Below are 20,799 nucleotides of genomic sequence, written 5' to 3'. Positions count from 1 at the left end.
GCGGTCACGCTGGCGGCGTTGTTGATGTGGTTATGACACTTTGACGACACGCCCTAGGGGACGCGGGCGGTTCCGGCCCCGGGAGAGCTCACCGGCTCCACCGGCTCCACCGGTTCATCGGGGCTCCCCGCCGGCCGTCCGCCCGAAGAGGCGCCGTACCCCCGCCGCGATCCAGATCGTGGCCAGCCCGGTGTAGGTGCTCAGCATCACGGCGGCCATCGAGCCCAGGACCGCTGACACGGCGATGACGAGTGCCAGCAGGACCGCCCAGCCGTACAGCACGGCCCGCCCGAGCGGCGAGCCGGTGTGCACCGACTCCTGGACGGGGGTGATCAGCGCCATGGCCGCCGCGCCCGCCGCGCCCACCACCTCCTGGGAGGACAGCACGCCCAGCGCGATCAGCGTCGCGCCCGCGGCCAGCAGGAGGCAGCACAGGCGGGCCGCCCGGACCTCCGCGCGCTCGAAGAGCAGCCTGGTGGCCCCGGCGTGCGCCAGGCGCAGGGTGGTGAACGCCTCGACGCTCCAGGCCACCCAGTGCAGCAGCGCGACGAGGAGGAGGACGATGACGAGCATCGGCGCCGCGGGCAGCAGCAGTACCACCCACCATCTGCCGAAGAACCTGCCGCGCAACCGGTCCAGCGTCCGGTAGAGGGGATTGCGCCGCTTCAGCGCCTTCAGCAGGAGGTCTCTCGCCTCGCCGAAGCCGGGATCGAGGCGGAGCACCTCACGGAAGGCGCGGGCGGCGTGACCGGGATCGCCGAAGGCCAGTGCCGCCCGCCCGTACGCCAGGTGGGCCAGCGCGTTCTCCGGGTCCAGCCGTACGGCCTGCGCGGCGGCGTCCTGGGCCTGGGCGGCCTCGCCGAGCGCGGTGAGGGCCAGCGCCAGCAGGCCGGCCAGCTCGGCGTCCCGCGGGTCGAGGGCCAGACCGCGGCGGGAGGCGTCCGCCGCCTCGGCCCCCTGCCCCGCCCGCAGGTGGGCCCGGGACAGGAACCTCCAGATCGGCGCGTATTCGGGTTCGATGGCCAGGGCGGCGCGGAGGGCGGCGATCGCGTCGCCGGGCCGGCCGGCCATCAGGTGGATCTGACCGGCCACGTAGTGCGGGAACCACTGGTCCGGCGCGAGCCGTACCGCTTCGCGCGCCTCGGCGACCGCCTCGGACGGCATCCGCTGCTCGGCCAGGGTGACGCCCAGCAGGGCGTGCGCCTCGGCGTGCTCCGGGTCCCGGGCGAGCACCCCGCGCAGTTCCCGCTCGGCCTCCGCGGGGCGGCGCAGCTTCAGCAGCGTCCGTGCCCGCTCGATCAGGGTGTCGGTGGTCACCAGCCGTCCTTGATCCAGGGCATCAGCTCGTCCCAGGCGCCGGAGTCGTTCGAGTGCAGCACGTAGTTGCGCGCGGTGGCCAGCCATTCCCGTACGGCGGTCGGCCGGACGGCCCGGGCGGCGGCCAGCAGGTCCTGCGTCGAGAGCGGGACGAGGCGGCCCGCGCTGATCGACTGCTGGAGCTTGGCCTCCACCGCCCGGTCGACCACGCCCTTCAGATCCGCGCCGGCGAACTGGTCGGTGGCCCGCGCGACCGCGTCGAAGTCCATCTCGGCCAGGGGCTTGTCACGGCAGAGGATGCGCAGGATGGCGGCCCGCGCCGCGACGTCGGGCGGAGGCACGAACACCAGCTGGTCGAACCGGCCGGGGCGGCGGAAGGCCGCGTCGACGTACCAGGGGGCGTTGGTGGCCGCCAGCACCAGCACCCCTTCGTTGGCGTGTTCGTCCACGCCGTCGAGTTCGGCCAGGAACTGGTTGACCAGCTGGCGGTTGTGCGCCTGGCGCATGTCGGCGCGGCGGGCGGCCAGCGCGTCGACCTCGTCGAAGAACAGCACGCACGGCCGGTTGCGGCGGGCCAGGTTGAACGTGGCCCGCAGGTTGCGCTCGCTCGAACCGATGTACATGTCCAGGATGTCGGCCAGGCCGACGTCGACGAACGACGCGCCGAGCTCTCCGGCGGCGGCCCTGGCCAGGTGGGTCTTTCCCGCTCCCGGCGGGCCGTACATCATCACCCCGCCACCGGCGCGCTTGCCGAACGCGGCGAACAGCTCCGGCTGCTGGACGGGGAGCAGGAGTTTGATCCGCAGCGCCTCCTTGACCGCGTCCATCCCCGCCACGTCGGCGAAGGTGACGGGGGAGCGCACCGCCTCCACGCCGGTCTCGCCGGACGGCGCCGGCGCGGGGCGGTCCGGGGCCTCCGGGACGGACTGCGGCGGCCCCAGCCGTACGGCCAGCTCGGGGTCGGACACCGCGGGGTCGCGGGAGACCGCGTCCCGGTAGCGCCGGGCCGCACCGGCCAGGTCGCCCTCGCCGAGCAGCGCGCGGGCCGCGATAACTCCCAGCCGAGGGGGGTGGCCGGGTACGGCCAGGAACGGTTCGAGCGCCGACAGCGCGGCGCCGTGGGAGCTCTGCCGTACGAAAGCCTCCGCCAGCCCGGCCACGACGTCCGGGTCTGCGGGGGCCAGCCGGAGCGCGGCGCGGTATTCGGCCTCGGCCTCGGCGAGGTACCCCCCGGCCAGGAGCTGATCGGCGAGGTGCCGCCGGAGGGGAAGGTTCTCCGGAGACAGGCGCACCGCTTCGCGGAGTGCCCGGAACCCGGCGTCGTCGAGCACGTACCCGGTCCCTTCTGACGAGGGATGGTCGATTCCAGACCGTCGATCACCGATCGTCGATCCCCGGTAAGGCTATCTAAATCACTCCATCGTGTGATCCTGGCGATCAGGCCCTGTCCTGGTCGGAGTCGGTGGAGAAGACGGTCGAAGGAGCCGAACCGGCAGCCGGAGCCGGCCAGCGAGATCGTGCCCAGGGTGAGGCGGTCAGCCCTCGTCGCCGAACCAGTTGCCGTGGAAGCCGGCGGGCACCCGGCGCGGCAGCCGTACCGCCGCCACCCGCTCCAGGGAGCCGGCGTCCAGCACCCGCAGCTCCGAGCCGTCCTCCGTGGCGACGATCGACATCAGCCAGCCGTCGTCCTCGGCTCGCGCCCCCTCGGCGGGGACGAAGACAGCCTCCCCGGCCGGGCCGCCGGTCTCCTCGACCCGGCTGGAGCCGGTGACCGTGTCGTACTTGACGATCGCGTCGCCGGTCACCGCGTAGAGGTAGCGGTTGGCCAGGCCGGTGCGGTCACCGTTGAGGCTGGGGAACTCCACCTCCCGGTCGTCGAGCTGCTCCTGCTTCGCGGTCGCGCCGAGGGTCCAGCGGTGCAGGGTCGCGCCGCCGATCACGGCGGCGGAGGCCGCGGGGTCCGCATCGCCGCTGATCTCCCCCCAGATCCGCCGGAACGAGCCGGAGGGGTAACGCACCGCGTCCAGCACGACCCGGCCCTCGGCGTCCTCGTGAGCGTTGCCGACGTGGAAGACGTAGCACGGGTCGATCTCGTGCCAGCGCACCTTCCCGCCGTCGCCGCCGTCGCGGCGCATCACGCCGAGCCGCGCGCCGTAGCCGTCGTCCCACCGGTACGGCATGCCGCCGCCCATGGCCGTCTCGAGGTCGAAGACCACCGGCAGGTCCAGCCAGACGACGTGGTTCTCGGTGATCGCGAAGTCGTGGATCATCGCCGGTCCCGGCACCTCGATCTCCCGGCTCTCGACCAGCTCGCCGTCCGCCGACAGCCGGTGGTAGGTGAGGTACGGCGGGACGAAGCCGTACCCGAAGAAGAGCAGCTCCCCGGTCTTCGGATCCTCCTTCGGGTGCGCGGTCATGGCGGTGGTGAGCCTGCCGCCGAAGTCGCGGGGGCCGAGGGTCTCCAGCTCCGGGCTGATCTCGTACGGCAGGCCGTTCTCGACCAGCGCGAGGATCCGGCCGGCGTGCCGGATCACGTGGGTGTTGGCGCTGACGGCGGCCAGGTCGACGCCCTCGTCGGTGAGGAACGGGGCGTCGTCGGTGAAGGCCTTGGTCTTCGTCCACCGGTTCCGGTACCACTCGGCGCGGCCGTCGCGCAGCCGGACGCCGTGGAGCATGCCGGGCCCCAGGAACCAGTGGCCCGGGTCCTGGCCGGGCAGCGGGTTGGGGCCGTTGCGGAAGTAGCGGCCGGCCAGTTCGGCGGGGAGCTCGCCGGTCACCGGCAGGTCAACGGCGCTGATCTCATCAGGGACGGGGGCGAAGTGCCCTTGCAGGTAGGCGGCGGTCATATGCCCTCCAATATTTCAATTGTGACATGTCGAAAGTAGAACGTTCATTCATGACATGTCAATGGAGGAATCTAAGATGACCTCATGAGCCTCCGTCATGCGGTGCTCGGGCTCCTCACCGAGGGCCCGGCCAGCGGCTACGACCTGCTGAAAGTCTTCGAGGCCTCACTCGCCAACGTCTGGCCGGCCACCCAGAGCCAGCTCTACGGCGAGCTCGGCCGCCTGGCCGACGCCGGCCTGATCGAGGTCGTGGCCGAAGGACCGCGCGGCCGGAAGGAGTACGGCCTGACCGAGGCGGGCCTGGCCGAACTGCGCCGCTGGTTGATCGAGGTCGAGCCCGAGTCGTTCCGGCGCACCGACATGCTGCTCCGGGTGTTCTTCCTCGGCGTGGTCAGTCCCGAGCAGGCCCAGGCCTACCTCCGGGAGCAGGGCGCGGTGGCGGCCCGCGGTCGCGAGAGCCTGGAGGAGATCCGCTCGACCGTCGACAAGGGCGACCTGGAGAACGCCCCCCTGGCGGTCTACGGCCGCATCGCCCTCGAGTGGGGGTTGCGCTTCACCGCCATGCAGCAGGAGTGGGCCGAGTGGGCCGCCCGCCAGGTCGACCGGATAGGCGAGCGGCACACCGCCGCGGCTCCCGGGACGGACGGGTCCGGGCAGTCCCGCCCGTGAGGATCAGGCGAGGACGCGGCCGACCACGCGGGCGTACATCCGGCCCGGGCTGGGCACCGAGGGCGGGGTGAGGAAGCCGGGGAGCATGGGCAGGTCCACGGCGAAGGACTGCAGCCGCTCGTAGAGCGCCTCGACGCCGGCCGGGCGCCGCTCGGGGTCCTTCTCCAGCAGGTCGGCGAGGAGGCGGCTCAGCTCGGCGGGAATGCCGGGCACCGGGGGCGGGCGCTCCTTCACCTGCCGCTCGAACACGGCGTACTCGGTGGGGCCGGTGAACAGCTGCCTGCCGGTCAGCATCTCGTGGAGCACGCAGCCCAGGGCGTACAGGTCGCTGCGCGGCCCGGCCAGACCGCGCTGGATCTGCTCGGGCGCCATGTACGACGGGGTGCCCAGCAGCTGGCCGATCCGGGTGAACCGGGTGGAGTCGGTCTCCCGGAGCATCGCCAGGCCGAAGTCCAGGACCTTGACGCTGCCGTCGGGGCAGAGCATCAGGTTGGTCGGCTTGAGGTCGCGATGGTAGATGGAGAGCGCGTGGGCGGCCGAGAGCACCGCGCAGGCCTGGGCCGCGATCGCGGCGGCCCACGGCACCGGGAGCGGGCCGTGCTCGCTGACCAGGTCGGCCACGGTGACGCCGTCGATGAACTGCATCACCTGGAACAGGCGCTGGTCGAAGGTGCCGAAGTCGTACAGGACCGGGGCGCCGGGGTGCTCCAGCCGGGCCAGGATGCGGGCCTCGCGCAGGAACCGCCGCTCCATCTCCTCGTCCGGGCCGGTGAGCAGGCGCAGGAGTTTGACGGCCACCCTGCGGTCGAGGTGCTTGTCGTGACCGGCGTAGACCGCGCCCATCCCGCCCTGCCCCAGGGGGAGGTCGTCGAGTACGTAGCGGTCACCGATGACCATCGACCCTCCCTGGACCCGTGGGCGCTAACCCCCTTGGCCGCACGGTCTCAGATGGCCGTCGACCAGTCCATCAAAGCCTAGCCGGATCAAGGTCTCGCCCAGTGCCGCCGTCTCGCGCAACCGGTCCTCCATCGCGGTCAGCTCCCGGAACGCCGCGCCGTAACGCCGCTGCTCGGTCACCGGCAGCACCGGCACCCGGGCCCGCCGTACGTCGAGCCTGCTGGAGCTGGAGTGCACGCGGGAGGAGTCGGCGGAGCGGAGGAACCCGGCGAGGAAATAGGGGTCGAGCCGGTCCCGGTCCACCCGGTAGAGGGTGAGCTGCGGCCCGAGCGCGGCGCCGGAGTCGGCGCCGGAGTCCGGGAAGGACTCGGTGATCACCCGGACCGTGCCCAGGGCGGTGGTCACGATGTCCCCGGGGCGGGTCATGACCAGGGCCGGATCGAGGACGGTGCCGCCGGAGGGCGGCAGGCCCGCGGCGACGTCGTCGGCGGTCAGGACCGGGATCGGCCCGGAGTCGGCGGCCATCTTCGACGGGGCCGCCAGGATGGTGACCAGCCCCGCCTTGACCAGCTCGCCGACCGTCGTGGTGGGCAGTTCCTGCCGCTCGGTCAGCGTCTCCAGCGCCGGGGGGACCTGCGGCAGCGCGGCCGAGGCCTCCCGGAAGCGGTCCAGGACGGCGGTGAAGTCGCGGGCGAAGTCCATGCCGCCCTGCGGCGGGCGGTGCCGTCCCGGGGCGAGGTCCACCTCGTCGTCGAGCAGGTCGATGATCCGCACCGTACGGCTGTCGCCGGCCGGTTCGGCCTCGGGATCCGCGATGAAGGCGTGCCAGGCCGGTTCCACGATCGACAGGTCCTCGCCGGCGTCCACCATCAGCACCTGCGACGGGGGCCGCTCTCCGGCGGGACGGCGCAGCAGCCACAGGTCGGGGCCGCCCGGCGCCAGGGAGACCACGGCCCGCAACGCCCCGGCCCGCAGCAGGTTGCCCCGGATCCGCTTGCCGGGGCGGCGGCTGGCCGCGGCCGAGGGCATCAGGATCGCCACCAGGCCACCCGGCCGCACGTGGGCCAGGCAGTGCTGCACCCAGGCGAGCTCCGGCTCGCTGCGCGGCGGCAGGCCGTACTCCCAGCGGGGGTCGCCGGTCAGCTCGTCGTAGCCCCAGGCCCGCTCGTTGAACGGCGGGTCGCAGAGCACCGCGTCGGCGAGCACGCCGGCCAGGCCGTCCTCGCGGAGCGAGTCACCGGCCACGATCCGGGCGGACGTCCCGCGCAGCAGCAGCCGTACCGCCGTGAGAAGGGCGTTCGGCTCGCTGAGCTCCTGGCCGAGCGGGGTGCCCGCGCCCAGCAGGAGGGTTCCGACGCCGCAGGCGGGGTCCAGCACGGTGCCGTCGCCGGCCAGGCGGGTCATGAGCGCGGCCACGTCGTCTCTGGTCACCGAGAGCTGGCGGGAGTGGGCCTCGACGTAACGGGCGCAGAGGAACTCGAACGCGCCCAGCGGCCCGTGCTCCCGGGCCAGCCGGACGACCAGCCGGAGCAGGGTGGGGTCCAGCCGCAGGCGGGGAGCGTCGGGCAGATCGGCCGTCGCGGCCGCCACCAGCGCGGCGAGGGAGGGCGCGTCTCGGCCGTCGAGAGGGGACCGGGAGTCGTCGCCGCCGGGGGAGGGCCAGATGCGGAGATCACCGGAGAGCGCCCGCGAGCCGTGCTCGCGCCAGCCTTCGGGATCGCGGTGCAGGAAGAGCAGGAAGACGCCGACCTGACCGACCAGCTCGCCCAGGCGCAGGTCGTCGACCGCGGTCCGCATCCGCTGCCAGACGAGGTCGCCGAGAGAGACCTCGAAGGACTTGCCGTTGCCGCGCAGCCACGCGGTGACCTCGGACAGGGAGAAGAGCGGGCTGGAGGCGGTGCCGCCGACGGGCTGGGGGAAGTCGTCGTGACGACGGCGCCAGTTGCTCACCGCGGCCCTGCCGACATCGGCGAACCGGGCGATGTCGCCCGCATTCACGGTGATCTCCTGACTCTCCTCCATACTCGGTCACAGTAGTTGACTGTGCTGAAATGGTCTACAGCTCCTTTGCTTGTGAAGTGCTTCAACCAGTGCTTTACTGCCTTCATGGCACAAAACGAAGGACTGGCACTGCGCTACGCCGCCCGCTCCGACGTCGGGGTCCGCCGCGAGGCGAACGAGGACTCGGGTTACGCGAGCGCGCGCCTGCTCGCCGTCGCCGACGGCATGGGCGGCCACGCCGGTGGCGAGATCGCCAGCTCGCTCGCCGTCGCCGCCGTGGCGGCGCTGGACGCCAGTCTTCCGGGCAGCGGTGTCGACCTCAAGGCCGCGCTGAAGGGCGTGGCCAGGGACATCAACCAGGCGTTGCGCGACACGGCCGAGCGGGAGCCCGCGCTCCGCGGGATGGGCACCACCCTCACCGCGATGCTCTGGGACGGCGAGATGTTCGCCCTGGCCCACGTCGGCGACTCCCGTGCCTACATGCTGCGCGACGGCGCCCTCTACCAGATCACCCACGACCACACCCTCGTCCAGTCACTGGTGGACGACGGGCGGATCACCCCCGAGCAGGCGGCCGAACACCCGCGCCGGTCGATGGTCCTGCGGGTGCTGGAGGGCACCGGCGACGGCGAGCTCGACCTGACCCTGCGCGAGGCGCAGCCGGGCGACCGCTACCTCATCTGCTCCGACGGCCTGACCGCCGTCGTCGGCCCGGAGACCCTCTTCAACACCCTCACCGAGATCGACGACCCGGACGAGGCCGCCCGCCGGCTCATCGACCTGGCCAACCGGGGCGGCGGGCCCGACAACATCACCTGCATCGTCGCCGACTTCGGCGCCCACCCCTCCGGCGCGGAGCGGTTCGTCGTCGGCGCCGCGACCGAGCGCAAGCTCACCCCCTGACGGCCGTCCCCAGGGTTCCGGGACCGGCGCCCGCCGGTGACGGCCCCGACCTCCGCCCGCCGTCCGGGCGGGGCCGGGGTGTCACGGCGCGGACGGCACCGCCGAGCCGACGACCACGGGGGTGTTCTGAGCCGGGCTGGGATCGTCGACCACGTCGGCCACCACGCAGGTGATGTTGTCCGGGCCGCCGCCCTCGCAGGCGAGATCGATGAGCGTGCGGATCACGGTGTCCAGGTCGTCGACCGTGGCCAGCACGTGACGGAGCTGCTCGGCCTCCACCACGCCGGACAGGCCGTCGGAGCAGAGCAGGTAACGGTCGCCCACCTCGGCGTCCCGCAGGGACAGGTCGGGCTCGGCGCCGTCGCTGCCGTCCAGCACCTGGAGCAGGATCGACCGGTGCGGGTGCCGGGCGGCCTCCTCGGCGGTGATGCGGCCGTCGTCCATCAGGGTCTGGACGAGGGTGTGGTCATAGGTGATCTGGTAGAGGTCGCCGTTGCGCAGCAGGTAGGCGCGGGAGTCACCGATGTGGGCGAGCGCGACGCGCAGGCCGTCCCAGAGCATGAGCGTCAGGGTGGTGCCCATCCCGGTGAGGCTCGGGTCCTGCTCGGTCAGCTCCCGCAGCCGCTGGTTGGCCCGGCGGACCCCGCCCTCGGCGGCGGCGATCAGATCGGCGGGGGTCTCGTGGTCCAGGGGCGAGACGGCCGCCACCGCGGCCGAGCTGGCGACCTCTCCGCCCACGTGCCCGCCCATGCCGTCGGCGACGGCGAGAAGCCGGGCCCCGGCGTAGGCGGCGTCCTCGTTGCCCTGACGGATCTTGCCGACGTCGGAACCCGCCGCGTAGCGGAGCGTGATCATCTGCACTCCACCGGGACCCTGCGCTCCGAGGGAACCCTGCGAACTGGAACATCGAGTTGCACGAGCAGTCGCTTTCGGACAGTCAATACGGACACGGCGAACCGAGATCTCCAACGATCCACTGTGCGCCGTGGTGGCGCAAGCGGCCTGAGAAAGTGTTGCCACATCAATTGAAGGGCGTGGTGGCGCGTAAGCTGTTGCGGCACCCCGCCCACCATCTCGGACGAGTTCCACCGTACGGCAAGGAGACGAAGGATGACCGCGATCGCACAGCAGGCGGCACGGCGCCGCACGTTCGCGGTGATCAGCCATCCGGACGCCGGAAAGTCCACCATGACCGAGGCGCTGGCGCTGCACGCCTCCGCGATCACCGAGGCGGGCGCCGTGCACGGCAAGGCCGGGCGGCGCGGCGTGACCTCCGACTGGATGGACCTGGAGAAGGCCCGCGGCATCTCCATCACCTCCGCCGCCCTGCGCTTCGAGTACCGCGGGCACATGTTCAACCTCGTCGACACGCCGGGCCACGCCGACTTCTCCGAGGACACCTACCGGGTGCTGGCCGCCGTCGACTGCGCGGTCATGCTGCTGGACGCCGCCAAGGGCATGGAGCCGCAGACCCTGAAGCTGTTCGAGGTCTGCCGCCACCGCCGCATCCCGGTCATCACGTTCATCAACAAGTGGGACCGTCCCGGCCGCGAGGCGCTGGAACTGCTGGACGAGATCGAGGAGCGGACCGGCCTGCGCCCGACCCCGATCACCTGGCCCATCGGCACCGGCGGCTTCTTCCACGGGGTGATCGACCGGATCGCCGGTCAGTCCGTCCGCTACACCCGGACCCCGGGCGGCGCCACCAAGGCGATCGAGACCGAGCTGACCCCCGAGCAGGCCCTCGCCGAGATCGGGGAGGACTGGGAGCGGGCCAAGGAGGAGGTCGATCTCCTCACGGAGATCGGCTCCGACCACGACCAGAAGGCGTTCGAGGCCCACGAGTCGACCCCGGTGCTGTTCGGCGCGGCCCTGTCCAACTTCGGCGTGGGCCGCCTGCTGGACGCGATGGTGGACATCGCCCCGGCTCCCGCGCCCCGCCCCGACGTGAAGGGCGACCCGCGCCCGCTGGAGGAGCCCTTCTCCGGCCTGGTCTTCAAGGTCCAGGCCAACATGGACCCCTCGCACCGCGACCGGATCGCCTTCGTCCGGGTCTGCTCCGGCCGGTTCGAGCGCGGCATGGTGCTCACCCACGCGGCGACCGGGCGCCCCTTCGCCACCAAGTACGCCCAGTCGGTCTTCGGCCAGGAACGCGCCACGATCGACGAGGCGTTCCCCGGAGACGTGATCGGCCTGGTCAACGCCACGGCCCTGCGCCCCGGCGACACCCTCTACGACGGCCCCGCGGTCGAGTTCCCGAAGATCCCGAGCTTCGCGCCCGAGCACTTCTGGACCGCCCGGGTCCGCGACTCCAGCCGGTCCAAGCAGTTCCGCAAGGGCATCGAGCAGATGGAGGGGGAGGGCGTCGTCCAGGTGCTCCGCTCCGACATCCGGGGCGACCAGTCGCCGGTGCTCGCGGCGGTCGGCCCGATGCAGTTCGACGTGGTGAAACACCGGCTGGCCGGGGAGTTCAACACCGAGATCGCCCTGGACCGGCTCGACTTCAGCCTCGCCCGGCTCACCGACGCCGAGTCGGCGCCGATCCTGGCCCGCCAGCGCGGCGTGGAGGTCTTCACCCGGACCCTCGACGGGGCGCTGCTGGCGCTGTTCACCGACGAGTGGCGGATGCGCGGGGTGCTGCGCGACCATCCGGATCTGGTGCTGGAGCCGCTGCTCGCCGACACCCGCGGCTGACGCCCGCCGCCCGCCGTACCGCCTGCTGCGGGGTGTTCCCGTGGAGGCGGTACGGCGGGCAGCCGTGGGAGCGTTCCCACGAGGCGGTGTGACGTGGTGTGATATGTCGCTATGAGCACGATTAAGTGGGGCATTCTCGCTACCGGCGGCATCGCCGCGACCTTCACCGAGGACCTGAAGCTGCTGCCCGGCGCCGAGGTGACGGCGGTCGGGTCCCGCTCGGTCGAGAGCGCCTCGGCGTTCGCCGGCCGGTACGGCATCCCCCGCGCCCACGGCAGCTGGGCCGGACTGGCCGCCGACCCGGACGTGGACATCGTCTACGTCGCCACCCCGCACAACGCCCACTACGACGCGGTCAGGCTCTGCCTGGAGGCGGGCAAGCCCGTCCTGTGCGAGAAGGCCTTCACCCTCAACCGCGCCCAGGCCGCCGAACTGGTGGACCTGGCACGCGAGCGCGGCCTCTTCCTGATGGAGGCCATGTGGATGCGGTGCAACCCCGCCATCAGGAAACTCGTCGAGCTGATCGGCGAGGGCGCGATCGGGCCGGTGACCACCGTGCACGCCGACTTCGGGCTCTCCGTCGCCGTCGAGCCCGGCCACCGGCTCCGCAACCCCGAGCTGGGCGGCGGGGCCCTGCTCGACCTGGGCGTCTATCCGGTCTCCTTCGCCCACATGCTGCTCGGCGGTCCCGGGAAGGTGCAGTCCTGGGCCCGGCTGACCCCCGAGGGCGTGGACGAGAACACCGGCATGCTGTTCGGCTACCCGGACGGCGCCGTCGCGCTGCTGTCCTGCGGCATCGGCACGCACAGCCCGGTCACCGCGTCGGTCTCCGGTCCGCTCGGCCGCATCGAGCTGCCGCACCTGTTCTTCCGCCCCGACACCTTCACCCTCTACCGCACCGGCGGCGAGCCGGAGACCTTCCGCGTCCCCTACGACGGCAACGGCATGAACCACGAGGCCGCCGAGGCCATGCGCTGCCTGCGGGAGGGGCTCCTGGAGAGCCCGCTCGTGCCCTGGCAGGCGACGCTCGAGGTGATGGGGATCATGGACGAGGTCCGGGCGCAGGCGGGGGTGCGCTTCCCCGGGGAGTGAACCGTCAGACGGCCTTCCAGTCGTGGCGCTCCAGGAAGGCCCGGTTGGCGACGGCGTACTCGGCGAAGGCGGTCCGGATCGGCTCCAGCTCCGGGACGTGGGTGCGGAACATCAGGTTCCGGACGCTGTCCTTGTACTCGAGCTCGTACCCGCTGGTCTCCGGGGACGCCTGGACGAAGTGCTCGCCGAAGACGACCAGCGCGACGAACGGATTGTGCGGCCCCATGGTGCCCAGGGTGTCGTGGACCAGCTGGAGGTCGGGGTCGATCACGATCATGCCGTCGCCCGTGTGCATCTGCATGCCCGGGTAGGAGCCCAGCGGCTCCAGGTTGTGCACCAGCCGCCGCTGCGGGTCGTAGCAGACCAGCCCGCACTCCCGGGCCAGCTCGAAGGCCGCCCCCGTCACCTCGTCGGCCCGCTCCGGCTCGACGCTGACGAGGGCGTAGCCGGGCGCGACCTGGTCGGCCTCGGCCAGCCGCCCGGCGAACGCCGCCACCCCGGGGTGCGGCGCGACGGCCTCGGGCTCCCCCCTGCGGAGCGCCCGGAAGGTGTGTTCCGCGTGTTCCCTGGTGATCGGCTCGGGTGTGTGCCAGACGGCCAGTTCGAAGTTCACGCGTCCATCGTCCTACAGCATGCCTTCCCACGGCAGTCCGGGCACCGCCATCACCGTCACCGGACGGGCGCGACCGGGGTTCATGGACCGCTTTCACCCACTTGATCTGGGATTTCACTGAGCCGCAAGCACCGGGCAAGTCCGTTCGAGCAGACTCCGGATCAGGAACCGCCCCGGATGAGGAGGGGCATCGGCTGACGGGGTGGACAAGTGAGCGGAGTTTCGACGCGGCGTGCGGCCGTGGTGGCGGCGCTGGCCGTGACGGGAGCACTCGGATCCCTCGGCACGGCGGCCGCGGAGACCGAGCCGGTCCCCGCGGCGACGCTGATCGCGGCGCAGGCGAACCCCGCCGTGCAGCTGATCCAGACGACCTACTCGGGCCAGGTCACCGTTCCCACCGCGGTCTCGAAGAAGACGTTCGACGACCTGCTGGACGAGGCGCAGAAGCAGGCGCGCAAGGGACGGATCCCCTCCGACAACCTGAGCATCGCCAAGTGGGCGTTCGGCAAGCTCGCCGCCGATCCCGGCAAGTACCTCAAGGCCGGCGGGCCGGAGCGCACCGAGGACGTCACCTTCTCCGGGACGTGCACGGGCTGGTGGATCACCCCCGACGGCCACATGGTCACCGCCGGGCACTGCGTCCAGAACACCCCCGCCCAGATCGAGGCCGGTTTCGCGGAGTACGGCCTGGCCGACCTCACCAAGAAGGACGTCGAGACCGCGCTGAAGGACCTCATGGGCTCGGTCGAACCCGACAAGGAGCTCACCGACCTGGTGACCAAGGTCTTCGTCACGTTCAACACCGACAACCTCGAAGTCTCGGGCACGAAGGTGAAGTACGAGGTGGTCCTGCCGCTCCCCGGCGGAGGCATGAACGCCTCCTCCACCCACCTGCCGATCGATCTCGTCGCGGCGGACGGCACGGGCGGCACCGGCAAGGACGTCGCCCTGCTGAAGCTCGCCGGCGCCCGCAACCTGCCCACCGTGCCGCTCGGCACCGACGGCGACGTGCGGGTCGGCAACGCCCTCTACGCCGTCGGCTTCCCGGGGACGGTCAACCGCGACGAGGGCCTGACCGAGAAGTCCCGGCTCTACCCCGCGATCACCGAGGGCGCCTACAGCGCCCTGCGCGAGACCACCTCGGGCGTGCCGTACATCCAGGCGCAGACCCCCATCTACGGCGGGAACTCCGGCGGGCCGGTCTTCAACGCCGAGGGCAAGGTCGTCGCGCTCGTCTCCGCCACGTACCTCAACGAGACCCAGACCGAGCGCCAGGAGAACCAGAGCCTGTTCTTCCCCATCGGTCAGATCAACGAGTTCCTGGCGGCCCAGGGGGTCACCCCCCAGGAATCGCCGGCCACCCGGACCTACAACGCCGCGCTGAACGACTTCTTCGCCGACCGGTACAGCCTGGCCGTCGCGGGCTTCAAGGAGACGCTCGGTCTCTACCCGCTGCACCCGTACGCCGCCGGCTACATCAAGGAGTCGCAGGAGGCCATCGCCGCCGGCCGGGACAGCTCGTCCGGCGCGCCGTCGAGTTCTCCGCAGCCTGACGCGAACGCCGTTCCGGACGCGGGCGCCACGGCTCCGCCGGCCGCCTCCGCCGCCCCGGACGCGTCCGCGACCCCGGCGCCCGGCACCGCCGCGGCGAACGCCGACGCGTCACCGGCCCCCGTTCCCTCCATCGAGACCGAGCCGGTCGCGGCCGAGGAAGGGCTGATGAACAAGCCGATGGCGCTCGTCGGAATCTTCGGCAGCGCGCTGCTGGTGCTCTTCGCGCTCGGCGGCCTGCTCATGGCCCTCCACCGCCGGAAGCTCGCCACCGCCACGCCCTCGGGCCCGGCACTCCAGCCCTCCACAGCCGGCTCCGCCCCTGCCGCCCTGCCGGCCCCCTTCCCGTTCGGCCCGGGTGCCTTCGCCCAGGCCGCACCGGACGGCGTCACCCCGCAGACGGCTCCGCCGGCCGCGCCGTACGCTCCGGCACCGGGCACGCCCGACCCCGCGGCGACCCGGGTCTACCCCCGCAACCCGGCCACCCCGTACGCCAACGCCCCGGTCCCGCCGCCCCCGAACGGCCACCCCGGCAATCGGCCCGGTCAGGTCTGACCCGCGACCGGAACCGTTCACCCTCTGAAGACTCCGCCGCCGCCGGAGGCCATCTCGGCCGGTGGCGGCGGAGGCCGCTCCCGGCCTCGGGGACGATGACGCGAGAACAGGCGCGCCCTGCGCAGGGTGCGCCTGAACCACGCGATGTCGAACCGTCCCCGCCGTACGGCCCGCACGAAGGCCGTCCACTCCTCGGCGTCGAATGTCAGGACCGGTCCGGTGCCGCCGTTCTTGCTGTCACGCACCCCCACTCGGCTGCCGTCGAAAGCCACCTCCAGGCAGTTTCCGCCGTTACACGGACGATGCCAGACGCTGGCGTTGAACGGAGAGTTCTCCGTCATGCGCTCTCCCAGAAAGATCGGCTACATGGAGATGCAGGCGCCGTGTCGGAAGTAGCGTAATATACCCACTTACAAATTTAATGTCTCTTTTGGGCGCTAAAGTGTACCGGGGCCGGGTGTGCCGGCCCCGGTACCACAGAGGATCGCTCAGGCGAGATCGTATGCACCCTGCTTGACGGCCCGGGTGAAGGCGAGCCACTCGCTGTGGGAATAGCGCAGCATGCCGTTGTCCGGGTGCTTGGAGTCCCGAACGACGATCATGTTGTCTGCGAAGGCGACTTGGACGCATCCGCCCCCGTTGCAGCGGGAGGAGATGCGCCAATCCAGTGAAGGATTGGTGACGCCCTGCGGTGAGCTCATTGAAACTCCTGGAATCTACTGGAACAATGTGATGCGTCTTCCAGGTGATTCCAGTGTGACCCAGGAGTTCGTATGTCTCTTTTGCGAACTCTCGCCTGGTCTAGGGTTTGTATATCTGCATCATCTCCGCTATGCGTCTCAGTGACGCCCGTGGGTCCAGCGCCGCGGCACGGATCTGATCGATGGCCTCACGGAACACGCTGAGCTCGCTGGGCTTCTCCAGCCACTCGTTTCCCGTGAGGATTTCGAGGTGGACCACCGCCGGCAACCTGTCGTCGGGGATCTCGAAGTAGACGAAGGGGTCCCCCGCTCCCATGTAGGCGCCCACGTGGAAGGGGATGACCTGGAGGGTCACGTGGGGTGCCTGTGCGGTCTCCAGGACCCGTTCCAGTTGCGCGCGCATGACCTGGGCGCCTCCCACCTCGCGGTGGAGCACCGCCTCGTCGATGAAGGTCCAGTAGCGGGGAGGGCTCTCCCTCGACAGGAGTTGCTGGCGTTTGACCCGGGCGGTGACACGCCGTTCCAGCACATCCGGGGTCATCCGTGGCAGCAGCCCTTGAATCAGAGCGCGGGCGTAGTCCTCCGTCTGCAACAGGCCGGGAAAGTATGCGGTCTGGAACTCGGTGATGGATGAGGCGGCCGACTCGAAATCCATGTAGGTGTAGAGCGCGTCGTCTCCGAGGTCGCCGTACTGGTGTTTCAGGCCCGGCTGCCGTACCTCGCGTGCCAGCGTCATAAGGCGATTGATCAGCTCCTGGTCGGTGACGCCGTATATTCGCAGGAGATCGCGTACGTCCCTCTGGCTGGCGGAACGTTGTGCCGTTTCTATGCGGCTGATCTTCGGGGGGCTGCACAACAGCTCCTGAGCGGCTTGCTCAACTGTCAGCCCTGCTGCTTTGCGCAACTCTCGCAACTTTCCGGCAAGTTGACGGCGACGGAGGGTCGCGTTGGTCTCAGCCATCGGCTCCACCTCTCCTTGGGGTTGCCGACGAGCCGTCGAGCCGCAGGTGGAAACAGATCTTACCGCTCCCCGGTGTTCCTGCGGCAAGAACCGTCGGAAAAATCTCTTTGGTAATTGCCAAATCGCGTTTGCCTATGGAACAAACCAGGGTAAATGTCCTTAAAGGGCCCTGGTGGGCGAACCTTCAAGGGGGTGCTGTTGTGAAGCAGCACATCGAGATCCGAGGCGGTCACTGGATCGGCGTACGAGGCATGCTGGCCCTCTGGCTGCGGGCGCTGGAGGACCGGATCTTCGGAGAGATCGACGCGTTCGCGTGGGTGCAGGGGTGGGAGATCGACCGCCGGAGGGTGCTGCGCCGGGTCTACCGGGACCCCGGGTTCGAGGCCCTGCAGGAGTGCGGCCTGTGCCGGGGTGAGGGCACGACCGCCGCGGAGAAGCGGTGCCCGCTCTGCGACGGGACCGGGCGGATCGACCGGGGCCGGAGCCGGGGCCTAAAGGGGAGGCCTGGTGCCGTCAGTCTTGGGCGGCCGGAATAGGGCTGGGGCGGGAGCGGGCGACCGGGATGGGCGGGGTGGGGGCGGTCGGCTGGGGCAAACAGGATGAAGGGCTACTATCGGCGCATCTGCGAGCGAGGTGGCCGGGGTGGACTTTCGGGTGCTGGGACCGGTCGGGGTGATCGGTGACGATGGGACGTCCCTGGACACAGGGCCCCACCAGCAGCGGGTGGTGCTGGCCCTGTGCATGCTCGCCATTCCCCAGCCGGTCCCGCTGAACCGCATGATCGACGTCCTCTGGGAGGACGAGCCGCCTCCCGGGGCGGTCAACACCGTTCAGGCCTACGTCTCCAAGCTCCGCCGGGTCCTCGAACCCGGCCGGCGGCGGAACACGCCCCCCGCGGTCCTGGTCAGCAGGCCCGGCGGCTACGCCCTGGACGTCCCCGCGGACGCGTTCGACCTGGGCCGGGCGCGCGCGCACGCGGCCGAGGGCGGGCGCAGGGCCGCCGCCGGGGACCACCGGGGTGCGGGAGAGGAGTTCCGGCGGGCGCTGGAGGAGTGGCGGGGGGAGCCGCTGGCCGACTTCGCGCAAGCCCCCTGGGCGGAGGGCGAGACCGCCCACCTGGCCGAGTTCCGGCTGACCCTGGAGGAGGACGCCGCCGAGGCGGACCTCGCGCTGGGGCGGGGTGAGGCGCTCACCGGGCGGCTGTCCCGGCTGGTGGCGGCCCACCCGCTGCGGGAACGGCTCCGCGTGCTGGGCGCGCACGCGCTCTACCAGGCCGGGAGGCAGGCCGACGCGCTGGCCGTCCTCGCCGAGGGCCGCAGGCTGCTGGTGGAGGACCTCGGGCTGGACCCCGGTCCCCGGTCGCGGGAGATGGAGCGGCGCATCCTCGCCCAGGATCCCGCGCTCACGCCCCGGGTCCACGTCACGGCGGAGGCGCCCCGGCTGGTCGGCCGGGAGGCGGAGACCGCGGAACTGCGCCGGGCGGTCGCGGAGGACGGCCACCGGGTGGTGCTGCTGGCCGGGGAGCCGGGAATCGGCAAGACCAGCCTGGCCGAGCAGGCCGCCGCCACTGCCGAGGCCCTCGGCCGCCGGGTGGTCTGGGGCCGCTGCTGGGACGGGACCGGCGCGCCGCCGTTCTGGCCGTGGACGCAGGCCGTACAGGAACTCGCCGGTGCCGGGGGCGGGGGCGGGCTGGGGCGGCTCGCCGGGGGCGGGCGGTTCGAGCTCTACGAGGCGTTCGCCGGGCTGCTGAACGAGCACGGCCGGGTCCTGGTCGTCCTCGACGACCTCCAGTGGGCCGACGCCTCCTCGCTGCGGCTGCTGGAGTTCCTCGCCACGACCCGGCTCTGTCCCGGGCTGACCGTGATCGCGACCTACCGCGACACCGACGTGCGGCCCGGTGGAGCGCTGGAGCACGCCCTCGGTGCGCTGGTACGGCTCCCGCACGTGCGGCGATTCGTGCTGCGCGGGCTGGACGAGACCGAGATCCGTCACTACCTCGGCAGAGCCGGGGCCGACCCGGAACGCGCGGCCGAGATGGCCCGGCTCACCGCCGGGAACCCGTTCTTCCTCGGCGAGGTCCTGCACCTGGGCGAGACCCCCGGAGAACTCTCGGACGTCGTCCGGGGGCGGATGGCCGGCCTGCCGCCGGACACCGAGGAGGTGCTCACCGCCGCCGCCCTGCTCGGCAGGGACGCGGCCACCGACATCCTGCTCCGGGTGGTCGAGCCGCCCGAGGACCGGGTGCTCGACATCCTCGACGCCGCGGTCCGGGCCCGGCTGCTGGCCGAGGGCGACGGGCCGGTCTTCCGGTTCGTCCACGACATCGTCCGCGACGTGCTGCGCGAGGCGCTGCCCCCGGTACGCCGCAGGCGCCTGCACACCCGGATCGCGGAGGTGCTGGAAGAGCGGAGCGGCACCCGCCTCACCGAGATCGCCCACCACTACCGCGAGGGCGTCCTGGGCGCGCGCATGACGGGCAGGGCCATCGGCTACACCCGGCGCGCCGCGGCCCAGGCGACGGCGCAGTTCGCCCATGAGGACGCGGTGGAGCACCTGGAGCGGGCGATCGCGCTGATCGACCGGTTGCCCAGGTCGGACGACGCGCTCCGCTGCGACCTCCTGCTGGACCTGGCCGAGGCGCAGGCGGCGGCGGGGATGAGCACCGCCGCGCACGCCTCGCTGGAGAGCGCCGCGGGGATCGCCGAGGAGCTCGGCGACGACAACCGGCTGGCCCGGGCGGCGCTGGGCCTGTCCGACCAGATCTACCTCGCCATGTACGAGGAGGTGACCGGGGTCGAGCGGCTCGCCGGGCGCATCGACCGGGCGCTCGCCTCGGACCTGGCCGAGGAGTCGCCCTGGCGGGCCCGCCTGCTGGCCGCCTCGGCGTTCATCGGTTCCACCGGGCGGCCGGTCGAACGGAGCCGGGAGCTGGCGGCGCAGGCCGTACGGCTGGCCCGTCGCGCCGGGGACGACCAGACCCTGTCCAGGACGCTGATCGTGCAGGAGCTGCTGCTGCGGACCGGCCACGACCACGATCTCAGGCGGGAGGTCGTCGAGGAGATCATCGAGATCGGAATCCGCACCGGGGACCTGGTGACCGAGTGGATCGGGCGGGAGGCCGAGTACGTCCGGCTGATCGCACAGGGCACGACCGGGGGAGCGGAACGGACGCTGGCCTGGCTGCGGGAGACCGCGGCCAGGATCCGGCTCCCCTCGATGATCAGCCTGGCCGCCTGGCAGGCCGCGGTCCACGCCTACCTGACCGGGCGGCCGGCCGAGGCGCTGGCGGCGGCGGAGGAGTCCGGCGCGGTCTACCCGGAGGGCGCGCTCGGCCGCGGCGACGCGCGGCTGCGCAGCGAGACGTTCCGCTTCCTGGCGCTGCGGCGGGAGGGGCGTGCGGCCGAGGCGCTGGCCCTGGCCGAGGAGATCCTCGCCCTGCGCCCCGGTCAGCGGCCCTGGCGGATCCTGCGCTGCCTGGCCCTGACCGACCTCGGCCGCTCCGAGGGGGCGCGACCCGGCAAGGCGTGGGTCGGGGAGGCGCGGGCCGAGTTCGCCGGGTTCGCCCGCGACGGCTTCGCGGAGATCCTGCCCGACCTGTCCTACCGGTTCGTCGCCGACGCCCTCGGCGAGATCTGCTCCGTTCTCGGAGACGTCGAGGCGGGCCGGGTCCTCTACGGTCACCTGGCACCGGAGGCCGGACGGCTGCTCGGCTGGTCGGTAGCCGATCTGTGCATGGCCCGGTTGGCCCTGCTGGACGGTGACCGGAAGCGCGCCGGGGAGCACCTGCGGGCCGCCCAGGGATTCGTCCGCCGCGCCGGGGTGCGAGCCTACGACCTGGCCCTGGACGCCCTGGCGGAGGAGTTGTCGGCCTGATGGGGCCCCAGGTGGCCGTTCGGCCACCCGCGGCCGACCGACAATACCCATTTAGTCGGGAATAAGAGTACATCTAGTGGGCAGTGGAGCGACGATCTCCGAAGCAATCGCGGATCGTTCCCCGAA

The 20,799-nt window shown here is 71.9% G+C and carries 17 protein-coding genes; 7 read left to right on the top strand and 10 right to left on the bottom strand.

The features are described 5' to 3' along the window. Positions 1–114: 114 nt before the first annotated feature. The 3 genes from IEZ08_RS09865 to IEZ08_RS09855 form a co-directional block, all read right to left on the bottom strand. Positions 115–1,317 carry a tetratricopeptide repeat protein gene (locus IEZ08_RS09865; RefSeq protein WP_189242027.1) on the bottom strand — a complete coding sequence of 401 codons (1,203 nt, stop codon included), beginning with the start codon at positions 1,315–1,317 and terminating at the stop codon, positions 115–117. Then, positions 1,314–2,648, bottom strand: coding sequence for an ATP-binding protein (locus IEZ08_RS09860; protein ID WP_189242026.1), 1,335 nt, complete (start codon positions 2,646–2,648; stop codon positions 1,314–1,316). The genes IEZ08_RS09865 and IEZ08_RS09860 overlap by 4 nt, the downstream gene beginning before the upstream one ends. Before the next feature lie 204 nt (positions 2,649–2,852). After that, positions 2,853–4,163 (bottom strand): carotenoid oxygenase family protein, encoded by a 1,311-nt coding sequence (locus IEZ08_RS09855; protein WP_189242025.1) that lies wholly within the window; start codon positions 4,161–4,163, stop codon positions 2,853–2,855. A gap of 84 nt (positions 4,164–4,247) precedes the next feature. Between IEZ08_RS09855 and IEZ08_RS09850 the strand changes: the two genes are divergently transcribed. Further along, positions 4,248–4,832, top strand: a complete 585-nt coding sequence (locus tag IEZ08_RS09850) for a PadR family transcriptional regulator (RefSeq protein ID WP_084779604.1) — start codon at positions 4,248–4,250, stop codon at positions 4,830–4,832. Positions 4,833–4,835: 3 nt separating this feature from the next. Here IEZ08_RS09850 and IEZ08_RS09845 read toward each other — a convergent pair whose 3' ends face one another. Together IEZ08_RS09845 and IEZ08_RS09840 are read right to left on the bottom strand one after the other, a co-directional pair. Beyond that, the gene (locus IEZ08_RS09845; protein WP_068921568.1) at positions 4,836–5,729 is read right to left on the bottom strand and encodes a serine/threonine-protein kinase; all 894 of its coding nucleotides are present in this window, start codon (positions 5,727–5,729) and stop codon (positions 4,836–4,838) included. Positions 5,730–5,753: 24 nt separating this feature from the next. Further along, positions 5,754–7,751 carry an N-6 DNA methylase gene (locus tag IEZ08_RS09840; RefSeq protein ID WP_068921569.1) on the bottom strand — a complete coding sequence of 666 codons (1,998 nt, stop codon included), beginning with the start codon at positions 7,749–7,751 and terminating at the stop codon, positions 5,754–5,756. A gap of 84 nt (positions 7,752–7,835) precedes the next feature. On the opposite strand from IEZ08_RS09840, the gene IEZ08_RS09835 reads away from it, so the two are divergent. Beyond that, the gene (locus tag IEZ08_RS09835; protein ID WP_068921570.1) at positions 7,836–8,633 is read left to right on the top strand and encodes a PP2C family protein-serine/threonine phosphatase; all 798 of its coding nucleotides are present in this window, start codon (positions 7,836–7,838) and stop codon (positions 8,631–8,633) included. An 81-nt stretch (positions 8,634–8,714) separates the two neighbouring features. Here the strand turns inward: IEZ08_RS09835 and IEZ08_RS09830 are convergent, their stop codons facing one another. Next, the gene (locus tag IEZ08_RS09830) at positions 8,715–9,488 is read right to left on the bottom strand and encodes a PP2C family protein-serine/threonine phosphatase (RefSeq protein ID WP_068921571.1); all 774 of its coding nucleotides are present in this window, start codon (positions 9,486–9,488) and stop codon (positions 8,715–8,717) included. A 255-nt stretch (positions 9,489–9,743) separates the two neighbouring features. On the opposite strand from IEZ08_RS09830, the gene IEZ08_RS09825 reads away from it, so the two are divergent. Both IEZ08_RS09825 and IEZ08_RS09820 read left to right on the top strand, forming a co-directional pair. Then, positions 9,744–11,327 carry a peptide chain release factor 3 gene (locus IEZ08_RS09825; RefSeq protein WP_068921572.1) on the top strand — a complete coding sequence of 528 codons (1,584 nt, stop codon included), beginning with the start codon at positions 9,744–9,746 and terminating at the stop codon, positions 11,325–11,327. 111 nt (positions 11,328–11,438) lie between these two features. Beyond that, on the top strand, positions 11,439–12,419 hold the full coding sequence (locus IEZ08_RS09820) for a Gfo/Idh/MocA family protein (protein WP_189242024.1): 981 nt from the start codon (positions 11,439–11,441) through the stop codon (positions 12,417–12,419). A gap of 4 nt (positions 12,420–12,423) precedes the next feature. Here the strand turns inward: IEZ08_RS09820 and IEZ08_RS09815 are convergent, their stop codons facing one another. Continuing rightward, positions 12,424–13,032, bottom strand: coding sequence for a hypothetical protein (locus tag IEZ08_RS09815; protein WP_068921574.1), 609 nt, complete (start codon positions 13,030–13,032; stop codon positions 12,424–12,426). 210 nt (positions 13,033–13,242) lie between these two features. On the opposite strand from IEZ08_RS09815, the gene IEZ08_RS09810 reads away from it, so the two are divergent. Then, positions 13,243–15,138, top strand: coding sequence for a S1 family peptidase (locus IEZ08_RS09810; protein ID WP_189242023.1), 1,896 nt, complete (start codon positions 13,243–13,245; stop codon positions 15,136–15,138). Between the two features lie 17 nt (positions 15,139–15,155). Here IEZ08_RS09810 and IEZ08_RS09805 read toward each other — a convergent pair whose 3' ends face one another. From IEZ08_RS09805 to IEZ08_RS09795, 3 genes are all read right to left on the bottom strand, one after another. Beyond that, positions 15,156–15,479: a DUF397 domain-containing protein gene (locus IEZ08_RS09805; RefSeq protein ID WP_068921576.1), complete on the bottom strand. Its 324-nt coding sequence runs from the start codon at positions 15,477–15,479 to the stop codon at positions 15,156–15,158. Positions 15,480–15,626: 147 nt separating this feature from the next. Beyond that, complete coding sequence (locus tag IEZ08_RS09800) at positions 15,627–15,839, bottom strand: DUF397 domain-containing protein (protein WP_068921577.1); 213 nt, start codon at positions 15,837–15,839, stop codon at positions 15,627–15,629. 100 nt (positions 15,840–15,939) lie between these two features. Continuing rightward, entirely contained in the window at positions 15,940–16,800 is an 861-nt protein-coding gene (locus tag IEZ08_RS09795) for a helix-turn-helix domain-containing protein (protein ID WP_068928416.1), read from the bottom strand. A gap of 200 nt (positions 16,801–17,000) precedes the next feature. Between IEZ08_RS09795 and IEZ08_RS09790 the strand changes: the two genes are divergently transcribed. Together IEZ08_RS09790 and IEZ08_RS09785 are read left to right on the top strand one after the other, a co-directional pair. Further along, positions 17,001–17,336 (top strand): hypothetical protein, encoded by a 336-nt coding sequence (locus tag IEZ08_RS09790; protein ID WP_141703639.1) that lies wholly within the window; start codon positions 17,001–17,003, stop codon positions 17,334–17,336. A gap of 106 nt (positions 17,337–17,442) precedes the next feature. Beyond that, the gene (locus IEZ08_RS09785; RefSeq protein WP_189242022.1) at positions 17,443–20,673 is read left to right on the top strand and encodes an ATP-binding protein; all 3,231 of its coding nucleotides are present in this window, start codon (positions 17,443–17,445) and stop codon (positions 20,671–20,673) included. Positions 20,674–20,799: the final 126 nt, after the last annotated feature.

The organism is Planobispora rosea (assembly GCF_014648175.1).
Classification (GTDB): Bacteria; Actinomycetota; Actinomycetes; order Streptosporangiales; family Streptosporangiaceae; genus Planobispora; species Planobispora rosea.
This window is presented reverse-complemented; position numbering and strand designations above follow the sequence as displayed.

Excerpts from the sequence above, each read along its gene's own strand:
- IEZ08_RS09835 (WP_068921570.1), top strand. The coding sequence starts at position 7,836 with ATGGCACAAAACGAAGGACTGGCACTGCGCTACGCCGCCCGCTCCGAC.
- IEZ08_RS09850 (WP_084779604.1), top strand. The coding sequence starts at position 4,248 with ATGAGCCTCCGTCATGCGGTGCTCGGGCTCCTCACCGAGGGCCCGGCC.
- IEZ08_RS09795 (WP_068928416.1), bottom strand. The coding sequence starts at position 16,800 with ATGGCTGAGACCAACGCGACCCTCCGTCGCCGTCAACTTGCCGGAAAG.
- IEZ08_RS09830 (WP_068921571.1), bottom strand. The coding sequence starts at position 9,488 with ATGATCACGCTCCGCTACGCGGCGGGTTCCGACGTCGGCAAGATCCGT.
- IEZ08_RS09805 (WP_068921576.1), bottom strand. The coding sequence starts at position 15,479 with ATGACGGAGAACTCTCCGTTCAACGCCAGCGTCTGGCATCGTCCGTGT.
- IEZ08_RS09845 (WP_068921568.1), bottom strand. The coding sequence starts at position 5,729 with ATGGTCATCGGTGACCGCTACGTACTCGACGACCTCCCCCTGGGGCAG.
- IEZ08_RS09825 (WP_068921572.1), top strand. The coding sequence starts at position 9,744 with ATGACCGCGATCGCACAGCAGGCGGCACGGCGCCGCACGTTCGCGGTG.
- IEZ08_RS09820 (WP_189242024.1), top strand. The coding sequence starts at position 11,439 with ATGAGCACGATTAAGTGGGGCATTCTCGCTACCGGCGGCATCGCCGCG.
- IEZ08_RS09855 (WP_189242025.1), bottom strand. The coding sequence starts at position 4,163 with ATGACCGCCGCCTACCTGCAAGGGCACTTCGCCCCCGTCCCTGATGAG.
- IEZ08_RS09800 (WP_068921577.1), bottom strand. The coding sequence starts at position 15,839 with ATGAGCTCACCGCAGGGCGTCACCAATCCTTCACTGGATTGGCGCATC.
- IEZ08_RS09840 (WP_068921569.1), bottom strand. The coding sequence starts at position 7,751 with ATGGAGGAGAGTCAGGAGATCACCGTGAATGCGGGCGACATCGCCCGG.